The organism is Massilia sp. UYP11 (assembly GCF_050434805.1).
Classification (GTDB): Bacteria; Pseudomonadota; Gammaproteobacteria; order Burkholderiales; family Burkholderiaceae_D; genus Telluria.
The window spans coordinates 48,593-75,142 of record NZ_JBNDJE010000017.1 but is presented as its reverse complement, the minus strand read 5'-3'; the positions used below and the strand labels follow the sequence as shown (position 1 = coordinate 75,142).

General features: G+C 68.6%; 27 protein-coding genes. 12 read left to right on the top strand and 15 right to left on the bottom strand.

All coding sequences use genetic code 11. The annotated features are described in order from the left end of the window. Positions 1 to 12 precede the first annotated feature (12 nt). The 6 genes from ABIB38_RS19135 to ABIB38_RS19110 all read left to right on the top strand — a co-directional run bounded on the left by ABIB38_RS19135 (position 13) and on the right by ABIB38_RS19110 (position 5,421). Complete coding sequence (locus tag ABIB38_RS19135) at positions 13 to 546, top strand: hypothetical protein (RefSeq protein ID WP_429206292.1); 534 nt, start codon at positions 13 to 15, stop codon at positions 544 to 546. Next, entirely contained in the window at positions 543 to 2,162 is a 1,620-nt protein-coding gene (locus tag ABIB38_RS19130) for a GMC family oxidoreductase N-terminal domain-containing protein (protein WP_429206291.1), read from the top strand. The genes ABIB38_RS19135 and ABIB38_RS19130 overlap by 4 nt, the downstream gene beginning before the upstream one ends. Beyond that, positions 2,159 to 3,133: an esterase/lipase family protein gene (locus ABIB38_RS19125; RefSeq protein WP_429206290.1), complete on the top strand. Its 975-nt coding sequence runs from the start codon at positions 2,159 to 2,161 to the stop codon at positions 3,131 to 3,133. Before ABIB38_RS19130 ends, ABIB38_RS19125 begins: the two co-directional genes overlap by 4 nt. A 60-nt stretch (positions 3,134 to 3,193) precedes the next feature. Beyond that, a complete protein-coding gene (locus ABIB38_RS19120) occupies positions 3,194 to 4,021 on the top strand; it encodes a response regulator (RefSeq protein ID WP_429206289.1) in 828 nt (275 codons plus the stop codon). A gap of 91 nt (positions 4,022 to 4,112) precedes the next feature. Then, the gene (locus tag ABIB38_RS19115; RefSeq protein ID WP_429206288.1) at positions 4,113 to 4,808 is read left to right on the top strand and encodes a TetR/AcrR family transcriptional regulator; all 696 of its coding nucleotides are present in this window, start codon (positions 4,113 to 4,115) and stop codon (positions 4,806 to 4,808) included. Between the two features lie 10 nt (positions 4,809 to 4,818). Then, entirely contained in the window at positions 4,819 to 5,421 is a 603-nt protein-coding gene (locus ABIB38_RS19110) for a TIGR00730 family Rossman fold protein (RefSeq protein ID WP_429206287.1), read from the top strand. On the opposite strand, the gene ABIB38_RS19105 is transcribed toward ABIB38_RS19110, so the two are convergent. The 5 genes from ABIB38_RS19105 to ABIB38_RS19085 are packed head-to-tail and all read right to left on the bottom strand — an operon-like array spanning position 5,373 to position 11,585. Further along, positions 5,373 to 5,999, bottom strand: a complete 627-nt coding sequence (locus ABIB38_RS19105; protein WP_429206286.1) for a YdcF family protein — start codon at positions 5,997 to 5,999, stop codon at positions 5,373 to 5,375. The two genes, ABIB38_RS19110 and ABIB38_RS19105, sit on opposite strands and share 49 nt — an antisense overlap. A gap of 22 nt (positions 6,000 to 6,021) precedes the next feature. After that, a complete protein-coding gene (locus ABIB38_RS19100; RefSeq protein ID WP_429206285.1) occupies positions 6,022 to 7,155 on the bottom strand; it encodes a diguanylate cyclase in 1,134 nt (377 codons plus the stop codon). Further along, a complete protein-coding gene (locus ABIB38_RS19095) occupies positions 7,119 to 9,866 on the bottom strand; it encodes a bifunctional diguanylate cyclase/phosphodiesterase (protein ID WP_429206284.1) in 2,748 nt (915 codons plus the stop codon). The genes ABIB38_RS19100 and ABIB38_RS19095 overlap by 37 nt, the downstream gene beginning before the upstream one ends. Before the next feature lie 7 nt (positions 9,867 to 9,873). Next, a complete protein-coding gene (locus ABIB38_RS19090) occupies positions 9,874 to 10,326 on the bottom strand; it encodes a phosphate ABC transporter substrate-binding protein (protein ID WP_429206283.1) in 453 nt (150 codons plus the stop codon). Then, positions 10,326 to 11,585: a hypothetical protein gene (locus ABIB38_RS19085; RefSeq protein WP_429206282.1), complete on the bottom strand. Its 1,260-nt coding sequence runs from the start codon at positions 11,583 to 11,585 to the stop codon at positions 10,326 to 10,328. Before ABIB38_RS19085 ends, ABIB38_RS19090 begins: the two co-directional genes overlap by 1 nt. Before the next feature lie 259 nt (positions 11,586 to 11,844). Here ABIB38_RS19085 and ABIB38_RS19080 point away from each other — a divergent pair, with 259 nt between their 5' ends. Then, positions 11,845 to 12,231, top strand: coding sequence for a hypothetical protein (locus ABIB38_RS19080; RefSeq protein WP_429206281.1), 387 nt, complete (start codon positions 11,845 to 11,847; stop codon positions 12,229 to 12,231). Here ABIB38_RS19080 and ABIB38_RS19075 read toward each other — a convergent pair. From ABIB38_RS19075 to ABIB38_RS19060, 4 genes are all read right to left on the bottom strand, one after another. Further along, on the bottom strand, positions 12,228 to 12,743 hold the full coding sequence (locus tag ABIB38_RS19075) for a YgjP-like metallopeptidase domain-containing protein (protein ID WP_429206280.1): 516 nt from the start codon (positions 12,741 to 12,743) through the stop codon (positions 12,228 to 12,230). The two genes, ABIB38_RS19080 and ABIB38_RS19075, sit on opposite strands and share 4 nt — an antisense overlap. Before the next feature lie 83 nt (positions 12,744 to 12,826). Further along, entirely contained in the window at positions 12,827 to 13,180 is a 354-nt protein-coding gene (locus tag ABIB38_RS19070) for a KGG domain-containing protein (RefSeq protein ID WP_429206278.1), read from the bottom strand. Positions 13,181 to 13,331: 151 nt separating this feature from the next. Next, positions 13,332 to 13,736, bottom strand: coding sequence for a phasin family protein (locus ABIB38_RS19065; RefSeq protein WP_429206276.1), 405 nt, complete (start codon positions 13,734 to 13,736; stop codon positions 13,332 to 13,334). Between the two features lie 66 nt (positions 13,737 to 13,802). Next, entirely contained in the window at positions 13,803 to 14,834 is a 1,032-nt protein-coding gene (locus ABIB38_RS19060; protein ID WP_429206274.1) for an NADP-dependent oxidoreductase, read from the bottom strand. Positions 14,835 to 14,949: 115 nt separating this feature from the next. Here ABIB38_RS19060 and ABIB38_RS19055 point away from each other — a divergent pair, with 115 nt between their 5' ends. Beyond that, complete coding sequence (locus tag ABIB38_RS19055) at positions 14,950 to 15,492, top strand: YaeQ family protein (RefSeq protein ID WP_429206272.1); 543 nt, start codon at positions 14,950 to 14,952, stop codon at positions 15,490 to 15,492. Positions 15,493 to 15,558: 66 nt separating this feature from the next. Here ABIB38_RS19055 and ABIB38_RS19050 read toward each other — a convergent pair whose 3' ends face one another. Next, complete coding sequence (locus ABIB38_RS19050) at positions 15,559 to 16,329, bottom strand: head GIN domain-containing protein (RefSeq protein WP_429206270.1); 771 nt, start codon at positions 16,327 to 16,329, stop codon at positions 15,559 to 15,561. Between the two features lie 180 nt (positions 16,330 to 16,509). Between ABIB38_RS19050 and ABIB38_RS19045 the strand changes: the two genes are divergently transcribed. From ABIB38_RS19045 to ABIB38_RS19035, 3 genes are all read left to right on the top strand, one after another. Next, the gene (locus ABIB38_RS19045; protein ID WP_429206268.1) at positions 16,510 to 16,992 is read left to right on the top strand and encodes a DMT family transporter; all 483 of its coding nucleotides are present in this window, start codon (positions 16,510 to 16,512) and stop codon (positions 16,990 to 16,992) included. 69 nt (positions 16,993 to 17,061) lie between these two features. Next, entirely contained in the window at positions 17,062 to 18,183 is a 1,122-nt protein-coding gene (locus ABIB38_RS19040; protein WP_429206333.1) for a type IV pilus twitching motility protein PilT, read from the top strand. Positions 18,184 to 18,427: 244 nt separating this feature from the next. Further along, a complete protein-coding gene (locus ABIB38_RS19035) occupies positions 18,428 to 18,823 on the top strand; it encodes a hypothetical protein (RefSeq protein WP_429206266.1) in 396 nt (131 codons plus the stop codon). A 52-nt stretch (positions 18,824 to 18,875) separates the two neighbouring features. On the opposite strand, the gene ABIB38_RS19030 is transcribed toward ABIB38_RS19035, so the two are convergent. From ABIB38_RS19030 to ABIB38_RS19010, 5 genes are all read right to left on the bottom strand, one after another. Further along, complete coding sequence (locus ABIB38_RS19030) at positions 18,876 to 19,637, bottom strand: SDR family NAD(P)-dependent oxidoreductase (RefSeq protein WP_429206264.1); 762 nt, start codon at positions 19,635 to 19,637, stop codon at positions 18,876 to 18,878. Between the two features lie 159 nt (positions 19,638 to 19,796). Continuing rightward, entirely contained in the window at positions 19,797 to 21,065 is a 1,269-nt protein-coding gene (locus ABIB38_RS19025; protein WP_429206262.1) for a cytochrome c, read from the bottom strand. Beyond that, entirely contained in the window at positions 21,062 to 21,781 is a 720-nt protein-coding gene (locus tag ABIB38_RS19020; RefSeq protein WP_429206260.1) for a c-type cytochrome, read from the bottom strand. Before ABIB38_RS19020 ends, ABIB38_RS19025 begins: the two co-directional genes overlap by 4 nt. 167 nt (positions 21,782 to 21,948) lie before the next feature. Next, positions 21,949 to 22,575, bottom strand: coding sequence for a 3'-5' exonuclease (locus tag ABIB38_RS19015; RefSeq protein WP_429206258.1), 627 nt, complete (start codon positions 22,573 to 22,575; stop codon positions 21,949 to 21,951). Then, positions 22,572 to 23,075 carry a ProQ/FINO family protein gene (locus ABIB38_RS19010; protein WP_429206256.1) on the bottom strand — a complete coding sequence of 168 codons (504 nt, stop codon included), beginning with the start codon at positions 23,073 to 23,075 and terminating at the stop codon, positions 22,572 to 22,574. The genes ABIB38_RS19015 and ABIB38_RS19010 overlap by 4 nt, the downstream gene beginning before the upstream one ends. A gap of 561 nt (positions 23,076 to 23,636) precedes the next feature. Here ABIB38_RS19010 and rpoD point away from each other — a divergent pair. Continuing rightward, a complete protein-coding gene (gene rpoD, locus ABIB38_RS19005; protein WP_429206254.1) occupies positions 23,637 to 26,390 on the top strand; it encodes an RNA polymerase sigma factor RpoD in 2,754 nt (917 codons plus the stop codon). Positions 26,391 to 26,550: the final 160 nt, after the last annotated feature.

The window sequence follows — 26,550 nt, the reverse complement described above, 5'->3', positions numbered from 1 at the left end:
TACACTAAGGACATGGCGAATCTCTCCCGCACCTCTCGCAGGACCTTCCTGGCCGTGGGCGGCCTGGCCGCGCTGGCGCTGGGCGCCGGCGGCGCCTGGTACCGCGCCACGCACACACAGGCGCCGCGCCGCTTCGCCCTCGCCGGCGAGGCGCGCGCCGCGCTGCACGCGATCGCGCCGGCCATCCTCGACGGCGCGCTGGCCCACGATCCCGGCCGCCGTGCGCAGCAGCTGACGCGCGCCATCGACGCCGTCGAAGCCGCCATCCGCGGCCTGCCGCAAGCCACGCAAGAAGAAGTGCAAGACCTGTTCGGCCTGCTGGCCCTGCGTCCGGCGCGGCGCCTGCTCACCGGCGTGCCGACCGGCTGGGAAAGCGCCGACATCGCCCACGTCAGCGCCTTCCTGCAAGAGTGGCGCGTGCACCGCCTCAAGCTGATGCGCAGCGCCTACGGCGCGCTGCACGACCTGGTGCTGGGCGCGTGGTATGCGCAGCCGGCCAGCTGGGAAGCGCTCGGCTACCCCGGTCCGCCCAGGGTGCCGGCATGACCGCCCGCATTCCCGATCCGATCGAAGCCGGCCTGGCGCGCGGCTGGCGCGTCATCGACGGCTCGCGGCTCGAGCACGACCGCACGCTGGAGGCGGACGTCGTCATCGTCGGCAGCGGCGCCGGCGGCGCCATCAGCGCCGAGATCCTGGCCAGGTCAAGCCTGTCGGTGATCGTGGTGGAAGAGGGCCCCTTGAAATCCTCGCGCGACTTCCAGATGCGCGAAGCCGACGCCTATCCCGACCTGTACCAGGAATCGGGTGCGCGCAAGACGGCGGACAACGCCATCAACATCCTGCAGGGCCGCGCCGTCGGCGGCTCGACCACGGTCAACTGGACCTCGAGCTTTCGCACCCCCGAATCGACCCTGGCCTGGTGGCGCCGCCACCACGGTCTCGCATTCGCTTCAAACGACGAGCTGGCGCCATGGTTCGCCATGGCCGAGCGCCGCACCGGCGTGGTCGACTGGCTGGTCGGGCCGAACGAGAACAACGACATCCTGCGCCGCGGCGCGGCAAGACTCGGCATCCCGAGCGCCGCCATCCGCCGCAACGTGCAGGGCTGCTGGAACCTGGGCTACTGCGGCATGGGTTGCCCGACCAATGCCAAGCAGTCGATGCTGGTCACCAGCATCCCGGCGGCGCTCGACAACGGCGCCACCCTCGTCACGCGCGCGCGCGCCGAGCGCCTGGTCCTGCGCGGCCAGCAGGCCGAGGAGCTGGTCTGCACCGCGCTCGACGGCGGTGGCGTGCTGCCGAGCGGACGCCAGCTGCGCCTGCGCGCGCGCCACTTCGTGGTCGCCGGCGGCGCCATCAATTCCCCGGCGCTGCTGCTGCGCTCGAAAGCGCCCGATCCCAGCGGCGAGCTGGGCAAGCGCACTTTCCTGCACCCGACCGTGATCTCGGCCGCCTTTCACGAAAAGCGGGTCGAGGGCTGGGCCGGGGCGCCGCAGAGCGTGTATTCCGACCACTTCCTGGCGCAGGGCCCGATCGACGGCCCGATGGGCTACAAGCTCGAAACGCCGCCGCTGCATCCGCTGCTGACGGCCACCATGATGAGCGGTTTCGGCGAGCAGCATGCGGCGGCGATGCGCGACTTCGCCCACCTGGGCGCCATGCTGGCGCTGCTGCGCGACGGCTTTCACGACGAGTCGCCCGGCGGCGTCGTGCGCCTGCGCCATGACGGCAGCGGCGAACTCGATTACCAGCTGAACGACTACCTGTGGGACGGCGCACGGCGCGCGCTGCTTTCCATGGCCGAGATCCAGTTCGCGGCCGGCGCCCGCAGCGTGCAGCCGGCGCACGAGAAGGCCCAGCGCTACCGTTCCTGGGCCGAGGCGCGGCGCGAGATCGCGGCCCTGCCGCAGCGCGCCCACCTCACGCGCGTGGTCTCGGCCCATGCGATGGGCGGCTGCGCCATGAGCGGCGACGAGCGCGGCGGCGTGGTCGATCCCTCCGGCCGTTACCGGGGACTGGCGAACGTGTCGGTGCACGACGGTTCATTGTTCCCGACCTCGCTCGGCGCCAATCCGCAGCTGACCGTCTACGCCGTCACGGCGCGCCTGGCGAGCGGCCTGGCGGCAAACCTGACGGGCCGCCCGGCGGCGGCGCTGGCATGAGCTCGCGCACCCTGCTGCGATGGATCCTCCTGGTGCAGGCACTGGCGGCGCTCGGCATCGGCGCGGCCGGCATGCGTTGGCTCGGGTTGACAGGCTGGCAGGCCGCGGCGCTGGGGCTGGGCAGCGTGGCGCTGGTGCGCCTGGTTATCAACGTCAACAATTTCCTGTTGTCGGCACGCGCCGCCAGCCCGACCCCGCCCGCTTTCCAGATCGCGCCGGGCGCCGCCTTGCGCATGGCCTGGGAAGAGTTCAGCACCAGCATGCTGATGACCTCCTGGCACATGCCGCGCGCGCAAGCGCGCACCCGCCTCCATCCCGGCGCGGCGGCGCCGCCGGTACTGCTGGTGCACGGCTATGGCTGCAACAGCGGCTACTGGGCCTATCTGGCGCCGCTGCTGGATGCGGCGCGCATCAGCCACGCCACGCTCGACCTGGAACCGCTGACCGGCGACATCGACGGCTATGCCGCGCGCATCGAGGAAGCGGCCGGGCAGCTGTGCGCGCAGGCCGGCGCGGCGCAACTGATCGTGGTCGCCCACAGCATGGGCGGGCTGGCGGCGCGCGCCTGGATGCGCACCCACGGCGCAGGGCGGGTGGCGCGCCTCATCACGCTCGGCACGCCGCACCACGGCACCTGCCTGGCCGCCTTTGGCCTGGGCATCAACGCGGGCCAGATGCGGCGCATGGGCGTGGCCGGACCCGACTGCGCGTGGCTCACCGCGCTCGCGGGCGGTGAAGCGCCCGAGATACGCGCGCGGATCGTGTCGATCTACAGCCACCACGACAACATCATCGCGCCGCAGACCTCGAGCGAACTGCCGGGCGCGCGCAACCTGGCGCTGGGCGGCGTGGGCCACGTGGCGCTCGGCCGCAACCCGCGCGTGCTGGCCATGGTCATGGGCGAGATCGAGGCCTTGCGCAGCGACCGTGCGGCGCCTGCCGCAACGCCCCATCGACGTGGCATCACGTAGCCGACTCCCGCCGCGCCGCGTGGTAGAGTGAGGACAACACCGCATTCCCGGAGCGCCACCGTGGCCCGCATCCTCATCATCGAAGACAACCCGGCCAACATCGAGCTGATGTCGTTCCTGCTCGGCGCCTACGGACACACGCCGCTGTGCGCCTCTGATGGCCCGCGCGGCGTGGCCGCCGCGCGCAGCGAGCGCCCCGACCTGATTGCCTGCGACGTCAACCTGCCCGGCATGGACGGCTTCGCGGTGCTGGCCGCGCTCAGGACCGATCCGCAGCTTTCCGGCGTGCCGATCCTGGCCGTGACCGCGCTGGCGATGGCGGGCGACCGCGAAAAGGTGCTGGCCGCCGGCTTCGACGGCTACATCGGCAAGCCGATCGAACCGGAGAGCTTCGTCGCCGAACTCGAAGCCTTTCTGGCTGCCGCCCCGGCTGCCGCTCCGGCTGCGGCGAGCGTGCCGGCGTCCGCGCCCGCACTCGTGCCAGGTTCCGGCGCCGCGCCCGCAGGGGGCACGCTGCTGCTGGTCGACGACGACCGCTTCATGCTGGGCGTGCTGAACGACATGCTGGCCGGCCAGCCCTACCGCGTGCTCAGCGCCAGCTCGGGCGAAGAGGCGCTCGCGGTGCTCGACCACGAAGCGGTCGAGGTGATCCTGTGCGACCAGGCCATGCCCGGCATGCGCGGCACCGAAGTGCTGGCGCGCGCCGCCGAGCGTTATCCCACGACCGTGCGCCTGATGCTGTCCGGCCAGCCCGACCTCGCCGAGATCGAGGCCGCGATCGCCTGCGGCGTGGCCGACGGCCACTACGTCAAGCCGCTGGGCGCGCGCGCCCTGCGCGAACGGATCGACGAGGCCTTCCGCCTGCAGCGCCAGCGCGCGGCCGCCTGACCCGGGCCAATGGGCCGGGGGCGATCGAAAGATTCATCGAACGACCGTTCGATGTTATCCTTGCGGGAATGCACTATTAACTCCGGCCTTCATGCAACAAAAAGCTCCGCGCCGCACCCGTGAACGCATCCTCGAGCTGTCGCTCAGGCTGTTCAACGAGTTCGGCGAACCCAATATCACGACGACCGTCATTGCCGAGGAGATGAATATCTCGCCCGGCAATCTGTACTACCATTTCCGCAACAAGGACGACATCGTCAATTCGATCTTCGTCCAGTTCGAGGCGGAGATCGAGCGCGTGCTCGCGGTGCCGGCAGGGCGCCGTTCGAACATGGAAGACGTGTGGCTGTACCTGCACCATATGTTCAAGCTGATCTGGCGCTACCGTTTCTTCTACCGCGACCTGAACGACCTGCTGTCGCGCAACCGCAAGCTCGAACTGCACTTCAAGGCCATCCACGCCCACAAGATCAAGGTCGCGCGCCAGCTGTGCGAAGACCTGCGCAGCGAAGGCTCGCTCGAGGCGTCCGACCAGCAGATCGGCGCCATGGCGACCAATATGGTGGTGGTGGCGACCTACTGGCTGTCGTTCGAATACGTGCGCAACCCGCGCAAGTACAGCGAGCAGCAGGCCATCGCCGACGCGCTGGCGCGCGGCTGCTACCAGGTGCTGTCGATGGTGGGCCCCTACCTGCGCGGCGAGACCCGGGTGCTGTTCGAGAAGCTGTCCGACGACTATCTCCAAAAACTCTCGGCCGACGCCAGGCCGGGCGCCGACTTCTTCTGAGGCTGACACGATGAAAACCCTGGCCGTCTATTGCGGCGCCGCGCTCGGCGCCGATCCCCTGTACGCCGACGCCGCGCGCGCCCTCGCGCGCGCCATGGTCGAGCACAATATCGCCCTGGTCTACGGCGGCGGCAAGGTCGGCCTGATGGGCGTGATCGCCGACGAGGTGCTGCGCCTCGGCGGCGAAGCCACCGGCGTGATCCCGCGCGCGCTGGTCGAGCGCGAGGTCGGCCACGCTGGCCTGACCCGCCTGTTCGTGGTCAAGGACATGCATGAGCGCAAGGCGATGATGTCGGACCTGTCGGACGGCTTCATCGCCATGCCGGGCGGGATGGGCACCCTGGAAGAGCTGTTCGAGATGGTGACCTGGGCCCAGCTGGGCATCCACGCCAAGCCGATCGGCCTGCTCAACGTCAACGGCTTCTACGACGGCCTGCGCGCCTTCGTGCGCCACCAGGTGGCGCAAGGCTTCGTGCGGCCCGAGCACGAAGGCCTGATGCTGTCCGAGAGCGACCCCGGCGAGTTGATCCGGCGCCTGCGCGCGGCGGCGCCGGCGCCCGCCGTTCAGGCGGCGCTCGAGGCCGACGCCGAGGCCAGGGGCTTGCGCGGATAAGCGCCATAGCCGGCCAGTTCGCTCAGAAAACCGCGCTCGAGATAGCCGGGGATTTTGTCGTACTCGGCCAGCACGCGGGCGCGAAATTCCGGGTGCTCGTGCCAGCGCTCGGTCGCGATGCCGAAATAATTGACCGGGCAGCCCGCCAGCGCCAGGCCCGGCCAGTGGCGCTCGAGCGTCATCAGGTAGCGCCGCATGGCGCAGGCCTTGCCGATCGCCAGCACGCTGCGCACGCCCGCCAGGTCCATCCGCGCGGCCAGCGCGGCGCGCCCGAGCATCACGTTTTCTCCCGTATTGGCGGCCGCGGTTTCCAGCACCAGCAGCGCCGGGGGCATCCCCAGTTCGACCAGGCGCGCGCCGATCACCTCGGCCTCGGGCCGCGCGTCGCCGCGCGTGACGCCGCCCGACACCAGCAGCACGCGGAACATGCCGCGCTGCCACAGGTCGTGGGCGGCGCGGCAGAATTCCTCCACGCCGTGGCGGGTGCCGAACAGGAAGCCGACGTCGCAGGCGCGCAGCGGCACCGCGGGCATCACGTAGGCGGCAATGGCGGACAGGTCGGGGTGCATGACGCTCATTCTAGCCGGTTTCGATCGCGCTTCAGGCCACCTCGATGCGGTCGCGTCCCGCGGCCTTGGCCTGGTACAGCGCCTTGTCGGCGCGGCTGATCGCCTCGGTGAACGGCTCGCCGGTGCGCCGCTCGGCCAGGCCCGCCGAAAAACTGATGCGCCGTTGCGGGTCGAGCCCCTCGACGCGCAGCGCGTGCACGTGGTCGGCCACGCGCTCGAGCACCTGGCGCGCGTCGTGCGGCGCGGCGTCCGGCAACAGCAGCAGGAATTCCTCGCCGCCCCAGCGCGCCAGCGTGTCGCGCGCGCGCAGGGCGCCGCGTGCGGTCGCGGCGAACTCGCGCAGCACGGCGTCGCCCAGCGCGTGGCCGTGGCGGTCGTTGACCTGCTTGAAGAAATCGATGTCGAGCAGGGCCACGCAGCTGCGCGCGCCGGGCGGCTGGCGCCGTTCCTCGGCGCACAGGAGTTCGTTCATGTGGCGGCGGTTGGCCAGGGCCGTCAACTCGTCGATCGTGGCCAGGGTGCGGATGGTCGCGAGGGCTTGTTCCAGCTCCTGCTTCTTGCGTTTCATGCGCCGGCGCAGCTTGGTCATCTCGCTCGACAGCAGGGCGGTGGACAGCAGCGCCGCCGCCAGGTAGCCGAAGTTCATGGCCTCGATCTCGGGCGGGTGGCGCAGCGGGTCGGCGGCCTGCAGCCACCCCATGACGGCGCCCATGCCGCCCAGCGCGACGCTCGACAGGAACATGGTCTGGCGCGGGCGCAGGGCGATGGCGCAGAAGGCGACGATCACCACCGTCATGCACAGCAGCGCGGCGCGCATCGGCCCCGCGATCGCATACGAGGCCATGCCGCAGCCGATCGCGAACAGCGACTGCAGCATGGCCAGCGCGCCGGGCGCCAGGCCCAGTGCCGCGCTGAAGCGGATCAGGGCATAGAAGACCAGCGTGCCGCCGCCGGCGGCGGCGGCCAGCGCCAGGGCCGGCGCGCGCGGCGTGTGGCCGGCCGCCACCTGGCCGGCCAGCAGCAGGGCGCCGGCCAGGTACAGCAAGGTGGTGGCGATCCAGTAATTGAGCATGCGCCGCAGCGCGGGCTCGGCGCCGAGCAGGACGCTGGTGGTGTCGCGCGCCGGATTCACGCCACGCCCTTGCGGCTGTCGGCCAGCAGGCACGCCAGCGCCTGCGCGGGCAGCGGGCGGCTGAACAGATAGCCCTGCATCTCGTCGCAGTCATTGGCGCGCAGGAAGTCGCGCTGCTGCTCGGTCTCGACGCCCTCGGCGATCACGCGCAGGTTCAGTTTGTGACCGAGCGAGATCACGGCCAGCGCGATCGCCTGGTCGTCGGCGCGGTCGGCCAGGTCGGCAACGAAGGACTTGTCGATCTTGAGGCGGCTGATCGGGAACGATTTCAGCGCCGACAGGCTGGAGTAGCCGGTGCCGAAATCGTCGATCGAGAGCGACACGCCCATGGCCTTGAGCTCGCGCATCTTGTCCACCGAGCGGCCCAGGTCGCGCATGATCAGGCTTTCGGTCACCTCGACCTCGAGACCTTCGGGCGGCAGGCCGCTCGCGCGCAGGGCGTCGGCGATGCGCTCGACCAGGCGCTTGTCCTCGAACTGGCGCGCCGAGACGTTGACCGACATGCTGACCGGCGGCAGGCCGGCGGCGCGCCAGGCGGCGCTCTGGGCGCAGGCGGTGCGCAGCACCCATTCGCCGATCGGAACGATCAGCCCGCTCTCTTCGGCGAGGCCAATGAAGCGCTCGGGCGAAACCCGGCCCTGTTCCGGATGGTGCCAGCGGATCAGCGCCTCGACGCCGAACAGGCATCCCGAGCGCAGGTCCACCTTGGGCTGGTACAGCAGCTCGAACTGGCAGGGGCCGGCATGACCGTCGGCACAGGTGTCGAGCGCGGCGCGCAAGCCTTCCAGCAGCACCAGCTTCTCGTCGATGCTGGCGTTCATCTCGCTGGCGTAGAACTGGACGTTGTCGTTGCCCAGCTCCTTGGCGCGATACATTGCGACGTCGGCGTGCATCATCAGGGTGCTGGCGTCGACGCCGTCGCGCGGATAGACGGTCACGCCGACGCTGCAGCTGACCCGCACTTCCTGGTCCTCGACCAGCACCGGCTCGGTGACCGCCTGGCGCACCTTTTCCAGCAGCGGCGCGATCGATCCCGGCTCGCCCGACAGCGCCGGCAGCAGGATCACGAACTCGTCGCCGCCGAAGCGCGCCAGCGTGTCGCCCGCGCCCAGGCAGCGTGCCATGCGCGCGCCGACCACCTTCAGCAGGGCGTCGCCGGCGTTGTGGCCGAGGGCGTCGTTGACCAGCTTGAAGCCATCGAGGTCGATGAAGGCCAGGCCTACCGCGCCGCCGTCGCGCGCGGCGGCTCCGATCGCCTCCTCCAGGCGTTCGCGCAGCAGGCTGCGGTTGGGCAGGCCGGTCAGGTCGTCATGGTGCGCCAGGTGGCGGATTCGCCCTTCGGCCAGCTTGCGTTCGGTGATGTCGCGCACGATCGCCACCACGCCGCCCTCGACCGCGACCGCCTGGCGGTACAGCCAGCGTTCGCCCCGCGGCAGCGGGCGCGCCAGCCATTCGGTTTCGCGCGCGACGCCGCTCAGCGCCACCGCGGCCAGGTCGGCGAAGATGCCGGCGCTGAAGGCCCCGGGCAGCATCACCGACATGCGCTGGCCGGTGAGCTGCTCCTTGCGCAGGCCCGTGAGCTGCTCGGCGCGGCTGTTGGTGGTGACGATGGTGAAGTCGGCCACGCGCCCATGCTGATCCATGATGCTGCGCAGGACGAAGAACGCGTCCGGGCTGGCCTCGGATGCGGCCGCATAGGTCTCCTGGGCCTGGCGCTCGCGCCGGCGCGCCTTGGCCAGCTGCCAGGACCAGGCGCTGACCAGGATCACCACCGCCACCAGCAGGGCGCTGCCGGCGCCTGCGCCCAGCAGCCAGGCGCGCCGCTGCTGGCCAAATCGCGCCATCTGTTCGGTTTCCGACAGCCCGGCCACCGCCAGCAGCGGGAAGCCGCCCAGCGGCCGGCTGGTGGTGTAGCGCGTCTGGCCATCGATGCGGCAGGTGCGCAGGTTGATCATGTCCGTGGGGTCGACCGCGTAGGCCTGGCCCCAGGAGACCTGTTCGCCGATACGCAGCGCGCGCACCACGCCATCGACGCCGACCAGGCCGAGCAGGCCGCGCTCGCCCTGGCGCGAGCGTTCGTACGAGCTGGTGAAATAGGCCGGGTCGACCGCGACCACGGCCACGCCGGCGAAGCGGCCGGCGGCGTCGTCGATGCGGCGCGTGAAATGCAAGTGCGGTTCGCTGGCGCCCGGATGGACGATGGCGTGGCTCACGTAGGGCAGGTCTTGCTGGTGATGGCGGTGGAACTCGAAGTAGCCGGCGCCGGACAGGTCGCGCGGGCCGACGTCCGGGTTGCTGGCCACCACGCGCCCGTGGCGGTCGGTGATCTCGACCTGGAACACCAGGCCGGGCGGCAGCAGGCCCTTGGCCGCCAGCGCCGACAGCGCGCCGCCGGCGCCGCTCTGCTCGACCGCGTATTTCAGCACGCGCAGGGTCTGGTCGATGTTGCTCAGGCTGCGCGCCATCTGCGCCTCGTAGGTGTCGAGCAGCTCGTGGGTGGCGTTGCGCGCGGCCCCTTCCGCGGCGCGGCGTTCCGCCTCGATCACATGCAGGGTGCCGAACCACATGGCGCCGAGCAGGCACAGGGCGAACAGCGGCAGCGAGATGTGGGTCTCGAGCGCGAGGGCGAGCCAGCGCGCGGGCGTGCCGCGACGCGCCCGCGCACGGGAGGCGGTCGACGCCGCCGCCGTGGCCGCCGCCGTGGCCGCCGCTGCGGCCGGCGTGGTGGACGCGAGCGTGTTCATCGCATCCTCACGGCAGCACCAGCACGGCGCGCACCGAGGCGTCGAGCGCGTCGCGCTCGATATAGCCGATCATCGCCGGATTCCCGGCCACCAGGCGACGCACGCCGGCGTCCCCGCTGGCTTCGCGCGGCGGCTGGCCGCGGCCGGTGAACACCATCTTCGACCAGTGCGCCTTGAGCAGGGCCGGCGTCTTGCCGGTGACTTCGCGGTAGAAGCTGTCGCGCTGCGCCGCGCCGAGCTGCTGGTCGACCGCGACCGCCCGGGTGCCGTCCGGGAAGCGGCTGGCATGGCCGAGGAAGATCGCCGCCACCTGGTGGGCATCGATGGCCGCCACCTGGCTGCGGTTGGAGACCACCACCACCAGTTCGGCCGACGCGTTGGCGGCGGCCAGGCCAAGGGCGAGGGCGAGGGCGGCGGGGATGCGCCGCAAGGATGGGAAGGGGCGGGAGTGCGCGCGCATCAGAACACGAAATCCATGGCCACGCTGCCGACGTGCACCGCGCGGTCGGGACGCAGGTCGGGCTGGTTGTTGATCAGGGTGCCGCGCGAGCCCTGGCGCGGACGCACCCGGTCGAGCTGCAGCTTGAGCGCGATATTGGTCGCCGCATCCCAGCGCAGGCCGGCGCTCCAGGTGGACTGCACCGGGATCGCCGCCAGGAAGCCATTCAGGCCGGCATTGATACGGACGGCCGCCGCGGCCAGCGCCGGCGGCAAGCCGTCCAGCGGCAGGCCGGGATCGCGGGTCGGGACGTCGGCGCGCACCTGGGCATACCCGGCATAGGGCGTCAGTGCGCCGCGGCGCAGGCCCGCGCCGACATACAGCGAGGTGCCGCCGCCCAGCAGCGAGTCGGTGCGGGTACGCCCGCACTCGGCCGTCACGAACCAGGCGCCCGGATCGACGCTCATGCCGATGCTGACCATCGAAACGCGCTTGTTCGTGATCTCGTAGCGGTCGGCCAGCGCGTCGCCGGCCGGCTTGATGCCGCGCAGGCCGACGATCAGCTCTTCTCCGATGGCGGTGTGCAGGCGTCCGCTGGCGGCCGACAGGCGCGCGCTGACGGCGCCGCGCTCGATGCTGTGCGACAGGCCGACGATGTCGTCGGCCTTGATGCGCAGCCCGTTGCGCAGGCGTTGGTTGGTGCGGCCGACGAATGCCTGGGTGGCGTGCAGCACCGAACCCGTGCCCCAGCGCCAGGTGGCGTCCAGGCCGTCGCTGCTGGAAATCGGCAGGGCACCATAGACCTCGACCGGCGTGCGCACCCAGGCAATCGTGTAGCCGACCTTGCGCGAATCGGCGCCGAGGAAGACGGGCAGGGCGATGCGGCCGGCGCGCACGGCCAGGTCGGGCGTCAGCTGGTACTTCACGTTGGCCCATTCGAGCTGGGGCGCATGGCTGCCGTCCGGCCGTTGCTCGCTGATCACCTGCAGCACACCCGACCAGGCGCCCAGATGGAGGTCGAACTGGGCGCCGAGGCGGCTGTCGACGTCCGGACTCCAGGCCCGCGTGTAGCCGGCGCCGTCGGCGCGCAGCACCGACGAGGTGAAGTCGGCGCTGCGCGAGTCGGCATACACCATGCCGAGCGTGCCGAAGCCGGACAGCTTCCATGCGCGCAAGGCCGCCTCGGCCGGCGCTTCGGCGCCGCGGGCGTGAGAGGACAGGAAGGCGAGCGCGCACGTAGCGAACGCGGCGGACACGCGCCTGGTATGTTGCTGAACCATGAGATGTGAGTGGCCGGAGGCTGGAAAGGCCTTGGGATGACGACAATTCCGAGTTTTCAGACTGTATCGGAGCCGGTTCACGAAGTCGAGTGACCGGCGGTTATAAATTTACTTGAACAAAACGTTCGTTGTTGCTGGGCAACGATTGCGGGTGGCTGCGGCGGCGCGGGTAGCGGACAGGCGCTCTGAGCGAAAACGGGCTAGGATGACAGGATGGCATGCCGCCACTTTGCGAGAGGTTGGAATGAAGCCCTTGTCGATGATCATCCTTGCTACCCTGGCGGCGATCGTCGCCAGGCCGGCGCCCGCCGCGGACGCGGCGTTCTGCAGCGCGATGTGCGCCTCCGAGCAGCGCGAATGCCGCGCCAGCGCCCAGGCGCTGCCGCTGGAACAACGGCTGATGGGGGCCAATGTGGAGCACCGCAATCCGCTGGCGCGCACCGTCCAGGGTGCGGTACCGGCCCAGGCGAGCCGCGCGCTCGATGCCGCCGGCGACGACGGGCGCCGGATGGCGCGCCTTGGCGCCTGCGACACGGCGCTCCAGCGCTGCACGCGCACATGCGCCGCGCAGTCGGATGAGGCGCAAAGCGCGCCGCTGCGTCAGGCGCCAGTGTCACCGGCGGCATCGAGCGCGCAGTCGGGCTAGTCGCCGCCCCACAAGCGCTCGCCCGACAGGTCGAGCCAGGTCAGGTACAGGCGCACGTCGAACTCGAGCTGGTGGTAATCCGGCTCCATCCAGCGGCACAATTGGTAGAACGCCTTGTCGTGTTCCTTTTCCTTCAGGTGCGCCAGTTCGTGCACGGCGATCATGCGCAGGAAGGGCAGCGGCGCGTCGCGGAACAGGCTGGCGATGCGGATCTCGTGCTTGGCCTTCAGGCGCGAGCCCTGGACCCGGGAAATGGCGGTGTGCAGGCCCAGCGCATGCTGGATCACCTGGATCTTGCTGTCGAAGGAGACCTTCGAGACCGGCGCGGCCTGGCGCAGGTAATCGACCTTCAGATCTTGCACATAGTCGTACAGGGCGCGATCGGTGCGGATGCCGTGCGGCTCGGGATAGCGGCGGCGCAAGGTGTCGCCAAGGCGGTTCTGTTCGATCAGCCCGCTGACCTGGGCTTGCAGGGTGTCCGGGTAGGCGGTCAGGTATTTCAGGGTAGGCATAAGCCCGGCAATGTACCACAGGGGCAGGCCCGTCGGGCGGGCCGCGCCGGGACCGCCCTGTGGACAGTCGGCAGCCAGCCGCGCTAGCTTTCGTCTCCCTGGCGATTGCCCTTTTGCGACGCCGCCGCCGCCGCGGCCGCCGCGGCCGCCGCGCGCTGGGCCGATTGCCGGCTTTCGCCGCCCTTGCGGCCGATGTCGGCCATATGGGCCCGGTTGCGGCTCACGGCCTCGCCGCCTTTCTGGCCGGCGCGGCGCGCTTCTTCGGAATCGAATTCGTGCGCCGTGCCTTTCTGGTGGGCCGCCTGGCCGCCCTTGCTGGCGATCTCGCGCTGCTGGTTCTGGTCCATCGCCGCAAAGCCGCGCTTGGCGGGCGGTCCGCTCTTCTGGGCACTGCCCTGACTGCTGCTCTTTCCTTCGTTCTCCTTGCTGGTCGCCATGTCGATCTCCTTGTGCCCGGGGGGCTGTCAGTTGTAGAGGCTGTACGCTATGCATGAACGCACTTGGAGCCATCTCAGGCTGCGCTCGTGCGTTTAGAGAAACGTGGTGAGCGTTAGTTCCGCCCCGTCGCCACACGGGGCGCCGGCCCGCTCAGGCGGAACGTTTCGCAGGCGCCGGCGCCAGTGCGGCTGCGTGGCCGAGGCCGGTCTGGGCCTCGGCCATCACGCCCATCAGGCCCTGCTGCCAGGCGCGCACGTGTTCGCCCAGCGGCTGCCAGCCACGCATCGCGGTGGGAGCCAGTTGCAGGGGATCGGTGCAGGCGGCGAGCTGGCGCTCGGTGTCGAGCGCCGTCTCGACCAGGTGGCGCGCCATCTGCAGGTTCAGCTCGGTCACGCGCGCCAGCAGCTCATGGCTGTGCTGCGACAGCGTCGCCAGCGCGCCCACCTGCGTGCCCAACTGGGCCGCCAGCTGGGCTTGCAGCGGCGTGGCCAGTTGCGGACTGAACGGGCCCTGCGGCGCCGGGTTGGCGAAGAATTGTTCGAAAAGGGACAGCATGGCCGGCTCCATGAAAGAAGGGCGGTGGCCCGGACCTGTACGACCATGGAGGCGGCGACAAGTTCTTCAGGCGTCCGCCACTTTCAGCACCAGCTTGCCGAGGTTGCGGCCTTCGAACAGCATCAGGAGCGCTTGCGGGAACTGCTCGAAGCCGTCGACCACGTGTTCATGGCTCTGGATCGCGCCCTGCTTGAGCCATTCGCCGAGCTGGGCCACGGCTTCGGGATAGCGCGCCGCGTAGTCGAACACGACCATGCCTTCCATGCGCGCGCGATTGACCAGCAGCGCCAGGTAGTTGGCCGGGCCCTTCACCGGCGCGGTCGCGTTGTACTGCGAGATCGCGCCGCAGATCACGATGCGCGCCTTCATGTTGATGCGGGTGAGGACGGCGTCGAGGATCTCGCCGCCGACGTTGTCGAAATAGACGTCGACGCCCTGCGGGCAATGCTGCCTGAGCGCGGCGCCGAGCTGGCCGGCCTTGTAGTCGATGCAGGCGTCGAAGCCGAGACGGTCGACGACGAAGGCGCACTTGTCAAACCCGCCGGCGATGCCGACCACGCGGCAGCCCATCTGCCTGGCGAGCTGGCCCACGGCCATGCCGACCGCGCCGGCCGCGCCCGACACCACCACCGTCTCGCCGGCCCTGGCCTGGCCGACCTCGCGCAGGCCGAAGTACGCCGTCATGCCGGGCATGCCCAGCAGGTTGAGCCAGGCCGTCAGGTGACCCGCTTGCGGATCGATCCTGGCCAGGTTGGCGCTCTTGTCGTCGGCCGGGCCGGACCAGTAGCGCTGCACGCCGGTGCCGCCCATCACGTAGTCGCCCACGGCGAAGCGGTCCGAGCGCGAGGCCACCACCACGCCGACGCCGCCGGCGCGCATGACTTCGCCGATCGCCACCGGACGGATATACGATCTGCCTTCGTTCATCCAGCCGCGCATGGCGGGATCGAGCGACAGGTACAGGACCTTGACCACGACCTCGCCTTCGCCCGGTTCGGGCACGGCCTGTTCGTGGAACCGCCAGTCTTCGCGCCTGGGCAGCCCGACCGGGCGCGCGGCAAGCAGGAACTGCTGGTTCGGAGGAAAAGCATTGGTCATCGCGATCTCCATGTTCGGTGAGACGGCCAGTCTATACCGGCGGGGAACCCGGCAGTCGCCGCGCATGCGACAATAGCGGGTTTTCATCCTCCAGCACACACGAGCGCACGCAACAATGGCTATCAAAGCGACCATCTACAAGGCCGACCTGTCGATCGCCGACATGGACCGGAACTACTATCAGGAGCATAGCCTGACCATCGCCCGGCATCCGTCCGAGACCGAAGAACGCGTGATGATCCGCCTGCTGGCCTTCGCCCTGCACGCCGACCCTGCGCTCGCCTACGGCAAGGACTTGTTCGACGTCGAGGAGCCGGCGCTGTGGCTGAAGGACCTGACCGGCGCCATCCAGACCTGGATCGAGGTCGGCCAGCCGGACGAGAAGCGCCTGCTGAAGGCCGCCGGCCGCGCCGAAAAAGTGGTGGTGTACAGCTACAGCGCGACCAGCGCCATCTGGTTCAAGGGCCTGGCGGGCAAGATCGAGCGCGCGAAGAACGTCAGCGTGATCAACATCCCGTCCGAGATCAGCGCGCAACTGGAAAAGATGGCGCAGCGTTCGATGCAGCTGCAGTGCACGATCCAGGACGGCCAGATATGGCTGACCGACGGCGCGGACACGGTGCAGGTCGAGCGCGAAGTGCTGCGCGGCGCGCTTTAAGCGCCTGTCCAAGGAGCCTGTCCCGGCAGGCGCCGCTTTGCCGATCAGTGCGCGCCGCTTTCCCGGTCAGTGCGGCGCGTCGCCCAGCCGGCGCGACTTGCCCGAGCCGGCGACCGAGGTGCGCAGCTGCGGGTCGCCGTAGTACTTGACGTCGCCGGATCCGGCGATCGACATGCTCAGTTCTTTTTTGGCCCAGACCGTCACGTCGCCCGAGCCGGCCACGCTGACGCTGGCGCTGTCGGCCGCGACCTTGCCCAGGTCGACATTGCCGGAACCCCCGATCGACACCGACACGTCGCGCGCCTTGCCGCCGTTGGCGCGGAAATCGCCGCTGCCGCCGACGCTGACCGAGACCTTGTCGGCGTCCAGGCTGGCGATGCGCATCTTGCCCGAGCCGCCCAGGTTGAAGCGCAGGTTCGGGGCGCGCAGCGCCTCGGCATCGATGGTGCCCGAGCCGCCCAGCGACAGGCGCTCGATCTGGCGCGCGTTGACGACGATTTTCATGGTGCGCGCACGCAAATTCATATTGCGCTTCGTTGGCCGGATGCGCAGCACGCCGTCGTCGACCTCGGTCTCGATCAGGTGTTGCAGGTTGTCGTCGGTCTCGATCGTGATGCCCTCGGTAGTGCCCATGCGTAGTTCCAGCTGGGCCGGCAGCTCGAGCGCGATGCCGGTGAAACGCTCGACCTGGCGCGCCTGGCGCGTCACGCTGCCGCTGCCTTCGACTTTTTCGCCGCCGAACGGCCAGGCCATGGCGGGCGCCGGCGCGGCGGCGCAGGCGAGGGTGGCGGCCACCAGCAGGGTGCGCACGGCAAGGGATGGTTGAAAGGCTGGCATCGTAGACTCCGTGAATCGTTGGTATGGCAGCCATCCTAGCGAGCCGGGCGGATCCGCAAGCGCCGTTTGCGACGAATTGCAGCTTGCCGGGGATGAAATGCACGAGTACGCGACGGGGCGTGCCGACGCGCCGGCCCGGAATGCACTAGAATCGTGCGTTTTTTGCCAGGACGTACCGAGATGAACCTGATTTTATTGGCGGCGGCCTTCTGCATCGGCGTGGCGATGTCGGCGCAGGCCGCGGTGAACAGCCAGCTGGCCCATTCGATCGGGGCCAATTCGATCATGGCGGCGCTGATCTCGTTCAGTTGCGGCACGGCGGCGCTGCTCGCAATGGCGCTGGCCAAGGGCGGCGTGGCCGGCCTGGGGACGACCCTGGCGGCGCTGCCGTCGCAGCCGGCCTGGAAATTCCTGGGCGGCTTCATGGGCGCGGCGTTCGTGCTCGGCACCGTGTTCCTGGCGCCGCGCATCGGCCTCTTGACGCTGGTGGTGCTGGTGATCGCCGGCCAGCTGCTCAGTTCGTTGGCGATCGACCATTTCGGGCTGATCAACATGGCCAGGCGCGAGGTGTCGCCGGCGCGTCTGTGCGGTGCGCTGGTGGTGGCCCTGGGCGTGATCATCACGGTGTTTGGCGACCGCATTGTTGCGAGTTTTTCACGCTGACGATATTTTTACTCTGGTGCAACATTCCAGTTCTATAATGCCTGGAACGTGTTTTCTCCTTGCCGCCAGATGGAATACCACCAGTCCTCGCAGATCCCCACACTTTCGTACATCGAAAACGAAGACCACCCGGTGTTCGAGACCCTGGTGCAGCAGATCCTGCACCTGCTGAACTCCAAGCTCGTGTTCTCGGACATCATCATCCATCAAAACAGCCCGCTGATGCTGCGCCAGCCGAAAGGCCTGGTGGCGGTGACCGACTCGCCGATCACGAAGGAAGAACTGGAAGAGTTCTTCGATGTGATCGAGCCGAACTGGCCGCAGCGCATCGCCTCGCGCGCCTTCGACCGTTCGATCGACCTGCATACGGCGCGCATCCGCGCCAACTGTTTCCGCTTCCAGGGCGGCAAGCGCATCGGGTGCGTGATCCGGCGCTTTCCGAAGGAGCCGATTGCGCTGGGCGAACTCGGCCTGTGGGATGACGAGCGCGAGTTTGCGCAGCTGACCAGCGGGCTGGTGCTGATCATCGGCGACACCTGCCAGGGCAAGTCCACCACCATCGCCTCGATCCTGGACGAGATCAACCGGCAGCGCTCGGGGCACATCATCACCATCGAGGATCCGGTCGAGACCTTGATCCCGCAGCGCAGGTGCATCATCACGCAGCGCGAGGTGGGCGAGGATGGCGACGTCGAGAGTTACTACCTCGGGGCGCTGGACGCGCTGCGCGAGCGCCCGGACGTGATCATGATCGGCGAGATCCGCGATGCGCAGACGGCGCAGGAGGCGCTGGCGCTGGCCGAGTCGGGGCCGCTGGTGCTGGCGACCCTGCATGCGCGCTCGACCGAGCTCGGCTTGCAGAAGATGTTGCGCCTGCTGGGCAATTCGGAGGCGCAGGCGCAGGCCCTGGCGCATGCGCTGCGCGGTGTCCTGTGCCAGGCCCTGCTGCCGTCGGTCGAGGGCAACCGCTACTATCTGGCGACCGAATGCCTGACGCCGGGTCCGGCGGTCGTGCGGATGCTCGAGACCGGGGATCTGGGCGGCATCCGGGCCCAGCTGAACAAGGGGATCGATGCCGGCTGCCACACGATGAATGCTTCGCTCGAGGGGCTGCTGGCGGCGCACAAGGTGCGGGTCGAGGATGCGCGCAATGCGACCACGGATCGGATAGCGTTCGCTGACATGGTTTGATCGATCCAGGAATCAGTTGTGGCCTATCGTGAATTGCGTCACGCGTGAAGTGTTCAATGCACGTCATTTGCGGCGCTCAGGCCCGGCGGCGAATGCGAAGGAACATGCACGGCGTGCAGCCATTCCAGCGCTGTTAGCGGCCAGTGCCACCAAGGAGCGCTGCGATAAGGACGATGTGATAAGCTGCCCCGAAATCCCGTTTGGGCCAGGAGGTTGAAGGCGCGGGATCAGGAAACACTGGCCGATGCTGAGGGCTCCGATGGGCAGAACCGCTTCGCGCATGAGATTGATTGCATCGTGTTTCGTCATTGCAGTCGCCTTCACCTACCTGTCGCTGATCGTGCCAGGACGCGTCGAAGCGGTTTGCGGCAATCTGGGCACGCCGATCCATTGCCTGGTGCTCGCCTATGGGTTTCCGCTGCCATTTCTTGCAGATAGCCAGGGGACATCGCCGCTCGGCTCGGTGGCCAGAGACCCTTTGTCGATATTGATCGGTCTGGACGATGTCCTGTGGCCACGGCTGGGTTTGACGTTCTTGTTCTGGGTGCTCCTGGTCGCAATCAGCACATTGGCGTGGCGGCGCTGCATGCGAAGACGCGAGAGAGCGAAAAGCTTCGCTCCTCCAAAAAAACTCTTCTGAGCTGTTTATCCCATTACTGCGCGTGGCATGACAAGGTCTTGGGTAAAGAGGCTTACTGCGGTGGCTGTCCGTTCGACGCCATCAACCCCGCATCCACCGGCAGGTTCACGCCGGTAATCAGGCGCGCATCCTCGCTCGCCAGGAACGCCATCGCCGCCGCCACGCCCTCCGGATCCTCCGGCGCGCCGAGCGGCATGCGTTCCCTGAACTTGGCCACCAGCTCGGGGTCGCTCACCATGTCCTCGGTCATCCCGGTTTTCGTGAAGCTCGGATTGACCGCGTTCACCCGCACGCCGTCCTTCGCGGCATCCATCGCCATCGCCCGCACCATATTGCTGACGGCGCCCTTGGACGTGTTGTAGGCAAACAGATTCCAGTCGCCGCCGAGCCCGGACACCGACGAGGTCATGACGATTGCGCCGCGCACCTTCACGAGTTCGGGCATCGCCGCCTTGGCCATGTGATAGTAGCCGCCGACATTGACCGCCATGACGCGTTCGAAGTCTTCTTCGCTGGTCTGCGTGATGTCGCCTTCGGTGGCCATGCCGGCGTTGTTGATCAGGATATGCAGGCCGCCGAAGCGCTCGACGGCCGCCTGGACGGCGGCGGTCGCGGTCTCCCTGGCGGCGGTGTCGCCAACCTGCATGAGAACGCGGTCCTGGGGCAGGCCGGAGGCAGCCTGCTTCAGCGTGTCGCCATCGATATCAAGCATCACGACGCGCGCGCCTTCATCGAGGAAGCGGCGGGCGGCCGCCAGGCCAATGCCGGAGGCCGCACCGGTGACCAGCACGGTCTTTTCATTAAAACGGTTCATGCTTATCCTTTCGGGCCGGCTCAGGGCGGCGCGGGCGCGCAGGCCGCCAAATTGAGCCTGATCGGTTCACGGAAAAAGTTGGTCACGACGATAGCACGACCATGCGTACCCAGCCGTCCGGTTCGGGCAGGCAACGGCAGAGGACGCCACCATGCGGGGTCAGTCGCCGCTGATCGCCCGGTGCCGGTTCACCTCGACCGCGGTCACGGGCGGCGCCGCATTGCCCCAGCTGGCACGAATCCAGGTCAGCACCGCCGCCACCTGGGCGTCGTCGAGCTCGTGGCCGAAGGGCGGCATGCCGTAGGGGCGGGGATTGCCCTTCGTCCCGGGCGGGAAGCCGCCATTGACCGTCATGCGGATCACGTTCACCGCCGGCGTCAAGGTCACGGCGCGGTTTCCCGCCAGCGGCGGATAGGCGGGCAGCTTGCCGCGCCCATCGTCGCCATGGCATTGCGCGCAACTGGCCGCGTAGATGCGGCGACCCTCGAGCAGCACCTGCTCGTCCGCCGGCGGCATGCGATCCGGCTGACGCGCGGGTGTCGCGGGCAGGGACTGCAGATAGCTCGCCATCGCGCCCAGGTCGTCCGGCGTCAGGTGCTGCAGGCTGCGCGCCACCACTTCGGCCATCGGCCCGGTCGCCGCGCCGCGCGGCGAGATGCCGGTGCCGAGCAGCGCCACGATGTGTTCCCGGTCCCAGTCTTTCATGCCGGCCTCGCCGCCGGACGTGAGCGACGGCGCATACCAGCCCAGCGTGGGAATCAGGCCACCGTCGAGTCCTTCCTGGTGCGCGCCGAACTGGTTGCGCGTGCTGTGGCAGGCGCTGCAGTGCCCCAGGCCCTCGACCAGGTAGGCGCCGCGATTCCATTCGGCGCCGCGCGCCGGCTGCGCCGCGTGCACGCCGGGGCGGAAGTACAGCAGGCGCCAGCCGGCCAGCAGCGCCTGGCTGTCGTAGGGGAAGTCCAGCTCGTGCGGCCGGTTCGGCTGACGCTCTGGCGCCAGGCTGCGCAAGTAGGCGAACAGGGCGTCCGAGTCGTCGCGCGTGACCTTCGTGTAGTTCGGATAGGGGAAGGCAGGGTAGAGCAGGCGGCCATCCCGGGCGATGCCGTTGTGCAGGGCGTTCCAGAAGTCGTCCGCGCTCCAGTCGCCGATGCCGGTTTCCTTGTCGGGCGTGATATTCGGTCCGTAGAAGCGCCCGAACGGCGTGTCGAGGGCGCGGCCGCCGGCGTACGCCACGCCGCCGCGCGCCGTATGGCAGGCGATGCAGTCGCCGGCCCGGGCCAGGTAGGCGCCGCGCTCGATATTGGCGGCGGACGGCGCGTAAGCCTGCGGCGAGCGCGCCGGGATATGCTCGGCGCGCGGCCACGCCAGCGCCACCGCGGCCAGCACGAGCAGGACGACCACGAAGAGGGCGAGGCGCAGCGGCTTCATCGCGCCTCCGGATCGCTGCCGCAGGCCAGCGGCAGTGGGCGCGCGATGGACTCGGCCGGGCGCGGGTCTGGCGGCATCGGCTGCGCCGCCAGCCAGCCCGACACGGCGGCCACGTCTTCCAGCGACAGGCGCGCGGTGATGTCGGCCATGCAGTCCGGCGCGTGCGCGCGCCGCACCTTGTTGCGCCAGGCGCCGAACTGCGCGTTGAGGTAGTCGCGCGGCAGTCCGAGCAGGCCCGGGATGTTCGGCTGCACGCCGGTCAGGCGCGCGCCATGGCAGGCAACGCAGGCCGGGATCTTGCGCGCGGCGTCGCCGTCGAGCACCAGCCGGCGCCCGCGCTCGAGCACGGCGCCCGACAAGCCGGAAGGCTGGGGCGGCAGCACGGTCGGCGGCTGGGCCGCGAAGTGGCGCGCGATCTCGCGCAGGTACGCGTCGGGCAGGTGGTCGACCAGGTAGGTCATCAAGGGATACTGGCGCCGCCCGTCGCGAAAGTTGAGCAGCTGGTGATGCAGGTACCCGGCCGGCTTGCCCTGCAGGCGCGGATAGAAGCTGTCATTGACCGGATTGCCGCGCGCGTCGACCCGCGCATGGCAGGTGGCGCAGGCGAGCAGGCGCTGGTCGAGGGTGTCGGGGACGGTTTGCGGCGCCGCCGTGGCCGTGCAGGCAAGCGCGCCGAGCAGGGAAGCGAAAAACAGGCGAAGGCGTCGTGATCTCATGTGCTCCCACCGGCATCGAAGATGGTGGGAATGATAGCGCGAATTGCCGGGGGATCGTTCTTTCTTCGAGGGGCGGGGCAGGCGCGGGGGAGAGCGTGGACGGGTGAACGGGTGGACAGGTGGATGTTGAGCCGGCTGCGCGCCCCGGTCCACCCTGCGGCGATCCTTCAGGCTTTCGACGCCGGCGGATTCGCCTTCCAGTGCCGGTAGATCTTCAATGCCGCATGCGCATCGTCGGCCGCATACTGCAACTGCTTGTCCGACAGCCGGGGCAGGGCCCAGTTGGTGGTGGTGATGCGCTTGGATTTTTGCAGGCGCTGGCCCAGGAAGCGCTCGACCGCGCTCCTCGCGCCGAGCGGGTTGCGTTCGCCGCGCCGGCGCAGGGCCGTCGACAGGTCGAGCACGCTGCGCAGCTCGATGCCCAACTTGGACTTCAAGCGCCGCACGTCGTCGCCCAGGCCGAAGCCGACCTTCAGCACGCGCTCGTCCTCGAGCACGGGTTTGAGCACGGTGATTGCCAGCGCATTGCCGGCCGGGGTCGCGGTCTGGAACAGCCAGGCCGTCTCCAGGGTGGCGAGCTGCACCAGGTGCGGCCCGGTCGAGACCTCGCCCTTGGCGAAGGTTGGCTTCGATTCGGTGTCGAAGCCGATCGCGTCGCTGCCCAAGAGGTCGGCCAGCGCCTCGCGCGCGTCCTGCTCGCTGCGCACCAGGCGCACCCGGGCCAGGTCGATGCCGACGTACGGTGGCAGATCGGGCGCCGGGTCGTCCCCGGCGATCTCGGGCCCTGCGTTCAACTCTTGGAGAACTTGGAGGCCAGCGCCTGCAGTTTTTCCTGGCGCTTGCGGTTGTTTTCTTCTTCTTGCGCGGCGTCGCGTTCGGCCTTCTTGCGATCGGCTTCCTTCTTGAAGCGCTGCTGCAGTTGTTCCTTGGCGTGCAGGCGGTGCGCCTCGGGCACTTCGGCCCCGGCGGCGCCGTCCAGGTCATGGCGCACTTTCGCCTTTTCCATCGCGCGCAGGTAGCGCATCGAACTGGTATGGATGCCGAGCGCGGCGCGCATCACCTTCTTGTCCAGGCCCGGCATGCGGGCCAGCAACTGCTTGTCGATGCCGATCGACAGCGGCAGGCAGTCGCGGAAGGCTGGAAACTCCTGCTGGAGCTGCTTGAGCAGAGCGCGCGCCGACATGCCTTGCGCCGGCGCGGCGCCAGGCGCAGCGCCAGCCGGCGCTTGCGTCTGCTGCGGTTCCGGAGTGGTGGCGTTGTTGTCGACGGACTCTGCAGGGGTAGTGGTATTCATTGACTTCATGGTAAGAACAAGATTGCGAAGGATAGCACGGCGCTCGGCGCGCATTGTACTAGTTCCAATTATAAATGTTGGGAAACTCACGGCAGGGAGAGGCGCCGGCGCATGAAATCGTGTATCATCCGCCTCTTGCCTTGAGTCCGGCTTGCGCCGGCGCAGACACGCCCAGTAGCTTGTACGGAAGGCATGTCAGGGTGGTGCTATGTGAATTGTGTATATCCCTTATCGGATCTATCAATTATCACCAAAACTTGCATTGGGGCATAATGGCCCCTTCGCCTATTCTTCAAGAAAAATAGATGCAAGCCCGTGTTAGCGGGCTTTTTTTCGTTCCGACATGCACAGCACGATTTTGAACATCGACCATCGCCTATCCGTTCGCAGCCCAGAATCGTGTCGGCGCGCGCAAAACCGGGCAAGTCGTGCTTGAAACCTGGCATGTCCGCCCCTAGGTAGGGCCACTTCCGTTCCCCCTTTCCCAGGATCCGTACGCGGATCCCGCTGGATTATTGACTTCGCAGGCGCACAACTCGCCTCGACTGGAGAGTTTTAAGTATGAAAAACACCGCCAAGACATTGACACTGACAGCGAAAAAAGCGCCGGCCAAGGCTTCGGCGCCGCTGGCAGTGCCGAAAACCGCGACCTCCTACTTCCTTGAAACGGAAGCGGCGGCCAAGGTGACGGTGGTCAAGACCCGCTCGCGCCTGGCCACGCTGAAGGCGCAGGCCGACGCCATCCTGGCCGCCGGCGGCCAGGTGGCGGCCGAACCGGTCGCTGTGCCAGTCGAGCAAGATGCTCCTGCCGCCGCTGCGCCCGATACACCTGCTGCGCCTGCATTGGCCCCGGTCGCCGCCGCGGTCGAAGAAGCAATCCATGAAGCGGTGACCGCTGCGGCGCCCGCCGAAGCCGAGGTGGACGCCGGCAGCGACCTGGCCGCCGAATACCTGCAGGCGCAGGCCAAGCCGGCCGTGGCGCCGCTCATCGTGCGCAAGCGCGGCAAGCTGGCTGCCCTGAAGGCAGCCGAGCCGGATGCCCCGACCGCCGCTGCTCTGACCGCCGCTTCTGCGCCGACCGCGGTCCCGATGGCCGAGGCCGCTGCCGAGGAAGTGCCGAAAGCCGTGCGCGCCCGCGCCGTGCGCCGCGTCGACGCCAGCCCGGCGGCCGGCGTCCCCGTGAGCGCCGTCGGCGCCGTCAGCAAGACCACCGACGCCGCCGCGCTGGCCGCGATCGACACCTCGGGCTACCTGCTGCCGCAGGTGAAGGTCCCGGGCCGCCGCGGCCGCAAGCCAAGCGAATTCGTGCCGGAGAACGACGAAGTCGCGGCGCTGAACGCCGTCGAGCGCGCCGAGCTGAAGGCCGCCTCGAAGGCGCGCGAGCGCAAGGCCAAGGGCGTCGCCATGCTGAGCGAAGCCGGCTTCTCGGAAGCCGAACTCGAAAAGCGCCGCCAGCAGCTGAAGAACCTGATCAACATGGGCAAGGAGCGCGGCTACCTGACCCATGCGGAGATCAACGACCACCTGCCGGAAAACATCATCGATCCGGAAGCGATCGAAGGCATCATCGCGACCTTCAACGACATGGGCATCGCCGTCTACGAGCGCGCCCCTGAAGCCGAAATGATGCTGCTGTCGGACCAGGCCGTGACCCCGACCAGCGAAGACGAAGTCGAGGCCGCCGCCGCGACCGCGCTGTCGACCGTCGACTCCGATTTCGGCCGCACCACCGACCCGGTCCGCATGTACATGCGTGAGATGGGCGCGGTGTCGCTGCTGACGCGCGAAGGCGAGATCGAGATCGCCAAGCGCATCGAGCAGGGCCTGAAGGACATGGTGCAGGCCATCTCGGCGTGCCCGATCACGATCTCGGAAATCATCGCGCTGTCGCACAAGATCGCCAGCGACGAGCTGAAGATCGACGACGTGGTCGATGGCTTCGTCGACCTCGAAGACACCCCGGCGCCGGCCGCCTCGGTGGCCCACGCCGCCGCTTCCGCGGAAGAGGAGGATGAGGAAGAAGTCGAAGTCGAGGACGAGGAAGAAGAGGGCGACGGCGGCAACGCCAGCGGCGCGGCCGGCTACTCGGCCGAGCAGCTGGCCCAGTTGCGCAAGGGCGCGCTGGAGAAATTCGCGCTGATCGAGCAGCAGTTCGACCTGATGGGGCACGCCTTCAAGAACGACGGCTATGGTTCGCCGGCCTACGAAGAAGCGCAGGCCGTGATCTCGTACGAGCTGCTGGGCATCCGCTTCACCGCCAAGGTGGTCGAAAAGCTGTGCGACTCCCTGCGCGGCCAGATGGACGAAGTGCGTTCGATCGAGCGCTCCGTGCTGGACATCTGCGTGAACCGCTGCGGCATGCCGCGCGCCCACTTCATCAAGGTCTTCCCGGGCAACGAGACCGACCTGCAGTGGGGCGACCGCGAAGTCGACTGCGCCTATCCGTACAGCGCGGTGCTGAGCCGGAACCTGCCGGCGATCAAGGAGCTGCAGCAGCGCATGATCGACCTGCAGGCGCGCGTGGCGCTGCCGCTGGCCGACCTGCGCAAGATCAACAAGCAGATGGCGGCGGGCGAGAAGCGCGCACGCCAGGCCAAGCGCGAAATGACAGTGGCCAACCTGCGCCTGGTGATCTCGATCGCGAAGAAATACATCAACCGCGGCCTGCAATTCCTGGACCTGATCCAGGAAGGCAATATCGGCCTCCTGAAGGCGGTCGACAAGTTCGAATACCGCCGCGGTTATAAATTCTCGACCTATGCGACCTGGTGGATCCGCCAGGCGATCACGCGCTCGATCGCCGACATGGCGCGCACGATCCGCGTGCCGGTGCACATGATCGAGACGATCAACAAGATGAACCGCATCTCGCGCCAGATCATGCAGGAAACCGGCAGCGAGCCGGATCTGCCGACGCTGGCCGCCAAGATGGAGATGCCGGAGAATAAGGTGCGCGAGATCATGAAGATCGCGAAGGAGCCGATTTCGATGGAAACCCCGATGGGCGAGGACGGCGATTCGCAGCTGGGCGACTTCATCGAGGACAACGCGACCCTGGCCCCGCTGGACGCCGCGCTGCACGCCTCGATGCGCAACGTGATCAAGGAAGTGCTGGATTCGCTGACTCCGCGCGAAGCGAAGGTGCTGCGCATGCGCTACGGCGTCGAGATGTCGAACGACCACACGCTGGAAGAAGTGGGCAAGCAGTTCGACGTGACGCGCGAGCGCATCCGCCAGATCGAAGCCAAGGCGATGAGCAAGCTGCGCCAGCCATCGCGCTCGGACAAGCTCAAGACCTTCCTGCACAACCATTAACCTGGTTGGCGCGATGTGAAAAAGCCGCCCGGCTTGCGCCAGGCGGCTTTTTTTTGTGCCCGTTTTTTTGTGCTCGCTTTTTTTTACGCGCTTTTTGTGCGTGCTATCTGGAGGCCGCCGACTTGGGTCCCCGCCTTCGCGGGGACGACGTGCAGGTGCT

Coding starts and splice junctions, on each gene's coding strand:
- ABIB38_RS19135 (WP_429206292.1), top strand. CDS start 13: ATGGCGAATCTCTCCCGCACCTCTCGCAGGACCTTCCTGGCCGTGGGC.
- ABIB38_RS19130 (WP_429206291.1), top strand. CDS start 543: ATGACCGCCCGCATTCCCGATCCGATCGAAGCCGGCCTGGCGCGCGGC.
- ABIB38_RS19125 (WP_429206290.1), top strand. CDS start 2,159: ATGAGCTCGCGCACCCTGCTGCGATGGATCCTCCTGGTGCAGGCACTG.
- ABIB38_RS19115 (WP_429206288.1), top strand. CDS start 4,113: ATGCAACAAAAAGCTCCGCGCCGCACCCGTGAACGCATCCTCGAGCTG.
- ABIB38_RS19110 (WP_429206287.1), top strand. CDS start 4,819: ATGAAAACCCTGGCCGTCTATTGCGGCGCCGCGCTCGGCGCCGATCCC.
- ABIB38_RS19105 (WP_429206286.1), bottom strand. CDS start 5,999: ATGAGCGTCATGCACCCCGACCTGTCCGCCATTGCCGCCTACGTGATG.
- ABIB38_RS19095 (WP_429206284.1), bottom strand. CDS start 9,866: ATGAACACGCTCGCGTCCACCACGCCGGCCGCAGCGGCGGCCACGGCG.
- ABIB38_RS19090 (WP_429206283.1), bottom strand. CDS start 10,326: ATGCGCGCGCACTCCCGCCCCTTCCCATCCTTGCGGCGCATCCCCGCC.
- ABIB38_RS19085 (WP_429206282.1), bottom strand. CDS start 11,585: ATGGTTCAGCAACATACCAGGCGCGTGTCCGCCGCGTTCGCTACGTGC.
- ABIB38_RS19080 (WP_429206281.1), top strand. CDS start 11,845: ATGATCATCCTTGCTACCCTGGCGGCGATCGTCGCCAGGCCGGCGCCC.
- ABIB38_RS19075 (WP_429206280.1), bottom strand. CDS start 12,743: ATGCCTACCCTGAAATACCTGACCGCCTACCCGGACACCCTGCAAGCC.
- ABIB38_RS19070 (WP_429206278.1), bottom strand. CDS start 13,180: ATGGCGACCAGCAAGGAGAACGAAGGAAAGAGCAGCAGTCAGGGCAGT.
- ABIB38_RS19065 (WP_429206276.1), bottom strand. CDS start 13,736: ATGCTGTCCCTTTTCGAACAATTCTTCGCCAACCCGGCGCCGCAGGGC.
- ABIB38_RS19060 (WP_429206274.1), bottom strand. CDS start 14,834: ATGACCAATGCTTTTCCTCCGAACCAGCAGTTCCTGCTTGCCGCGCGC.
- ABIB38_RS19055 (WP_429206272.1), top strand. CDS start 14,950: ATGGCTATCAAAGCGACCATCTACAAGGCCGACCTGTCGATCGCCGAC.
- ABIB38_RS19050 (WP_429206270.1), bottom strand. CDS start 16,329: ATGCCAGCCTTTCAACCATCCCTTGCCGTGCGCACCCTGCTGGTGGCC.
- ABIB38_RS19045 (WP_429206268.1), top strand. CDS start 16,510: ATGAACCTGATTTTATTGGCGGCGGCCTTCTGCATCGGCGTGGCGATG.
- ABIB38_RS19040 (WP_429206333.1), top strand. CDS start 17,062: ATGGAATACCACCAGTCCTCGCAGATCCCCACACTTTCGTACATCGAA.
- ABIB38_RS19035 (WP_429206266.1), top strand. CDS start 18,428: ATGCTGAGGGCTCCGATGGGCAGAACCGCTTCGCGCATGAGATTGATT.
- ABIB38_RS19030 (WP_429206264.1), bottom strand. CDS start 19,637: ATGAACCGTTTTAATGAAAAGACCGTGCTGGTCACCGGTGCGGCCTCC.
- ABIB38_RS19025 (WP_429206262.1), bottom strand. CDS start 21,065: ATGAAGCCGCTGCGCCTCGCCCTCTTCGTGGTCGTCCTGCTCGTGCTG.
- ABIB38_RS19020 (WP_429206260.1), bottom strand. CDS start 21,781: ATGAGATCACGACGCCTTCGCCTGTTTTTCGCTTCCCTGCTCGGCGCG.
- ABIB38_RS19010 (WP_429206256.1), bottom strand. CDS start 23,075: ATGAATACCACTACCCCTGCAGAGTCCGTCGACAACAACGCCACCACT.
- rpoD (WP_429206254.1), top strand. CDS start 23,637: ATGAAAAACACCGCCAAGACATTGACACTGACAGCGAAAAAAGCGCCG.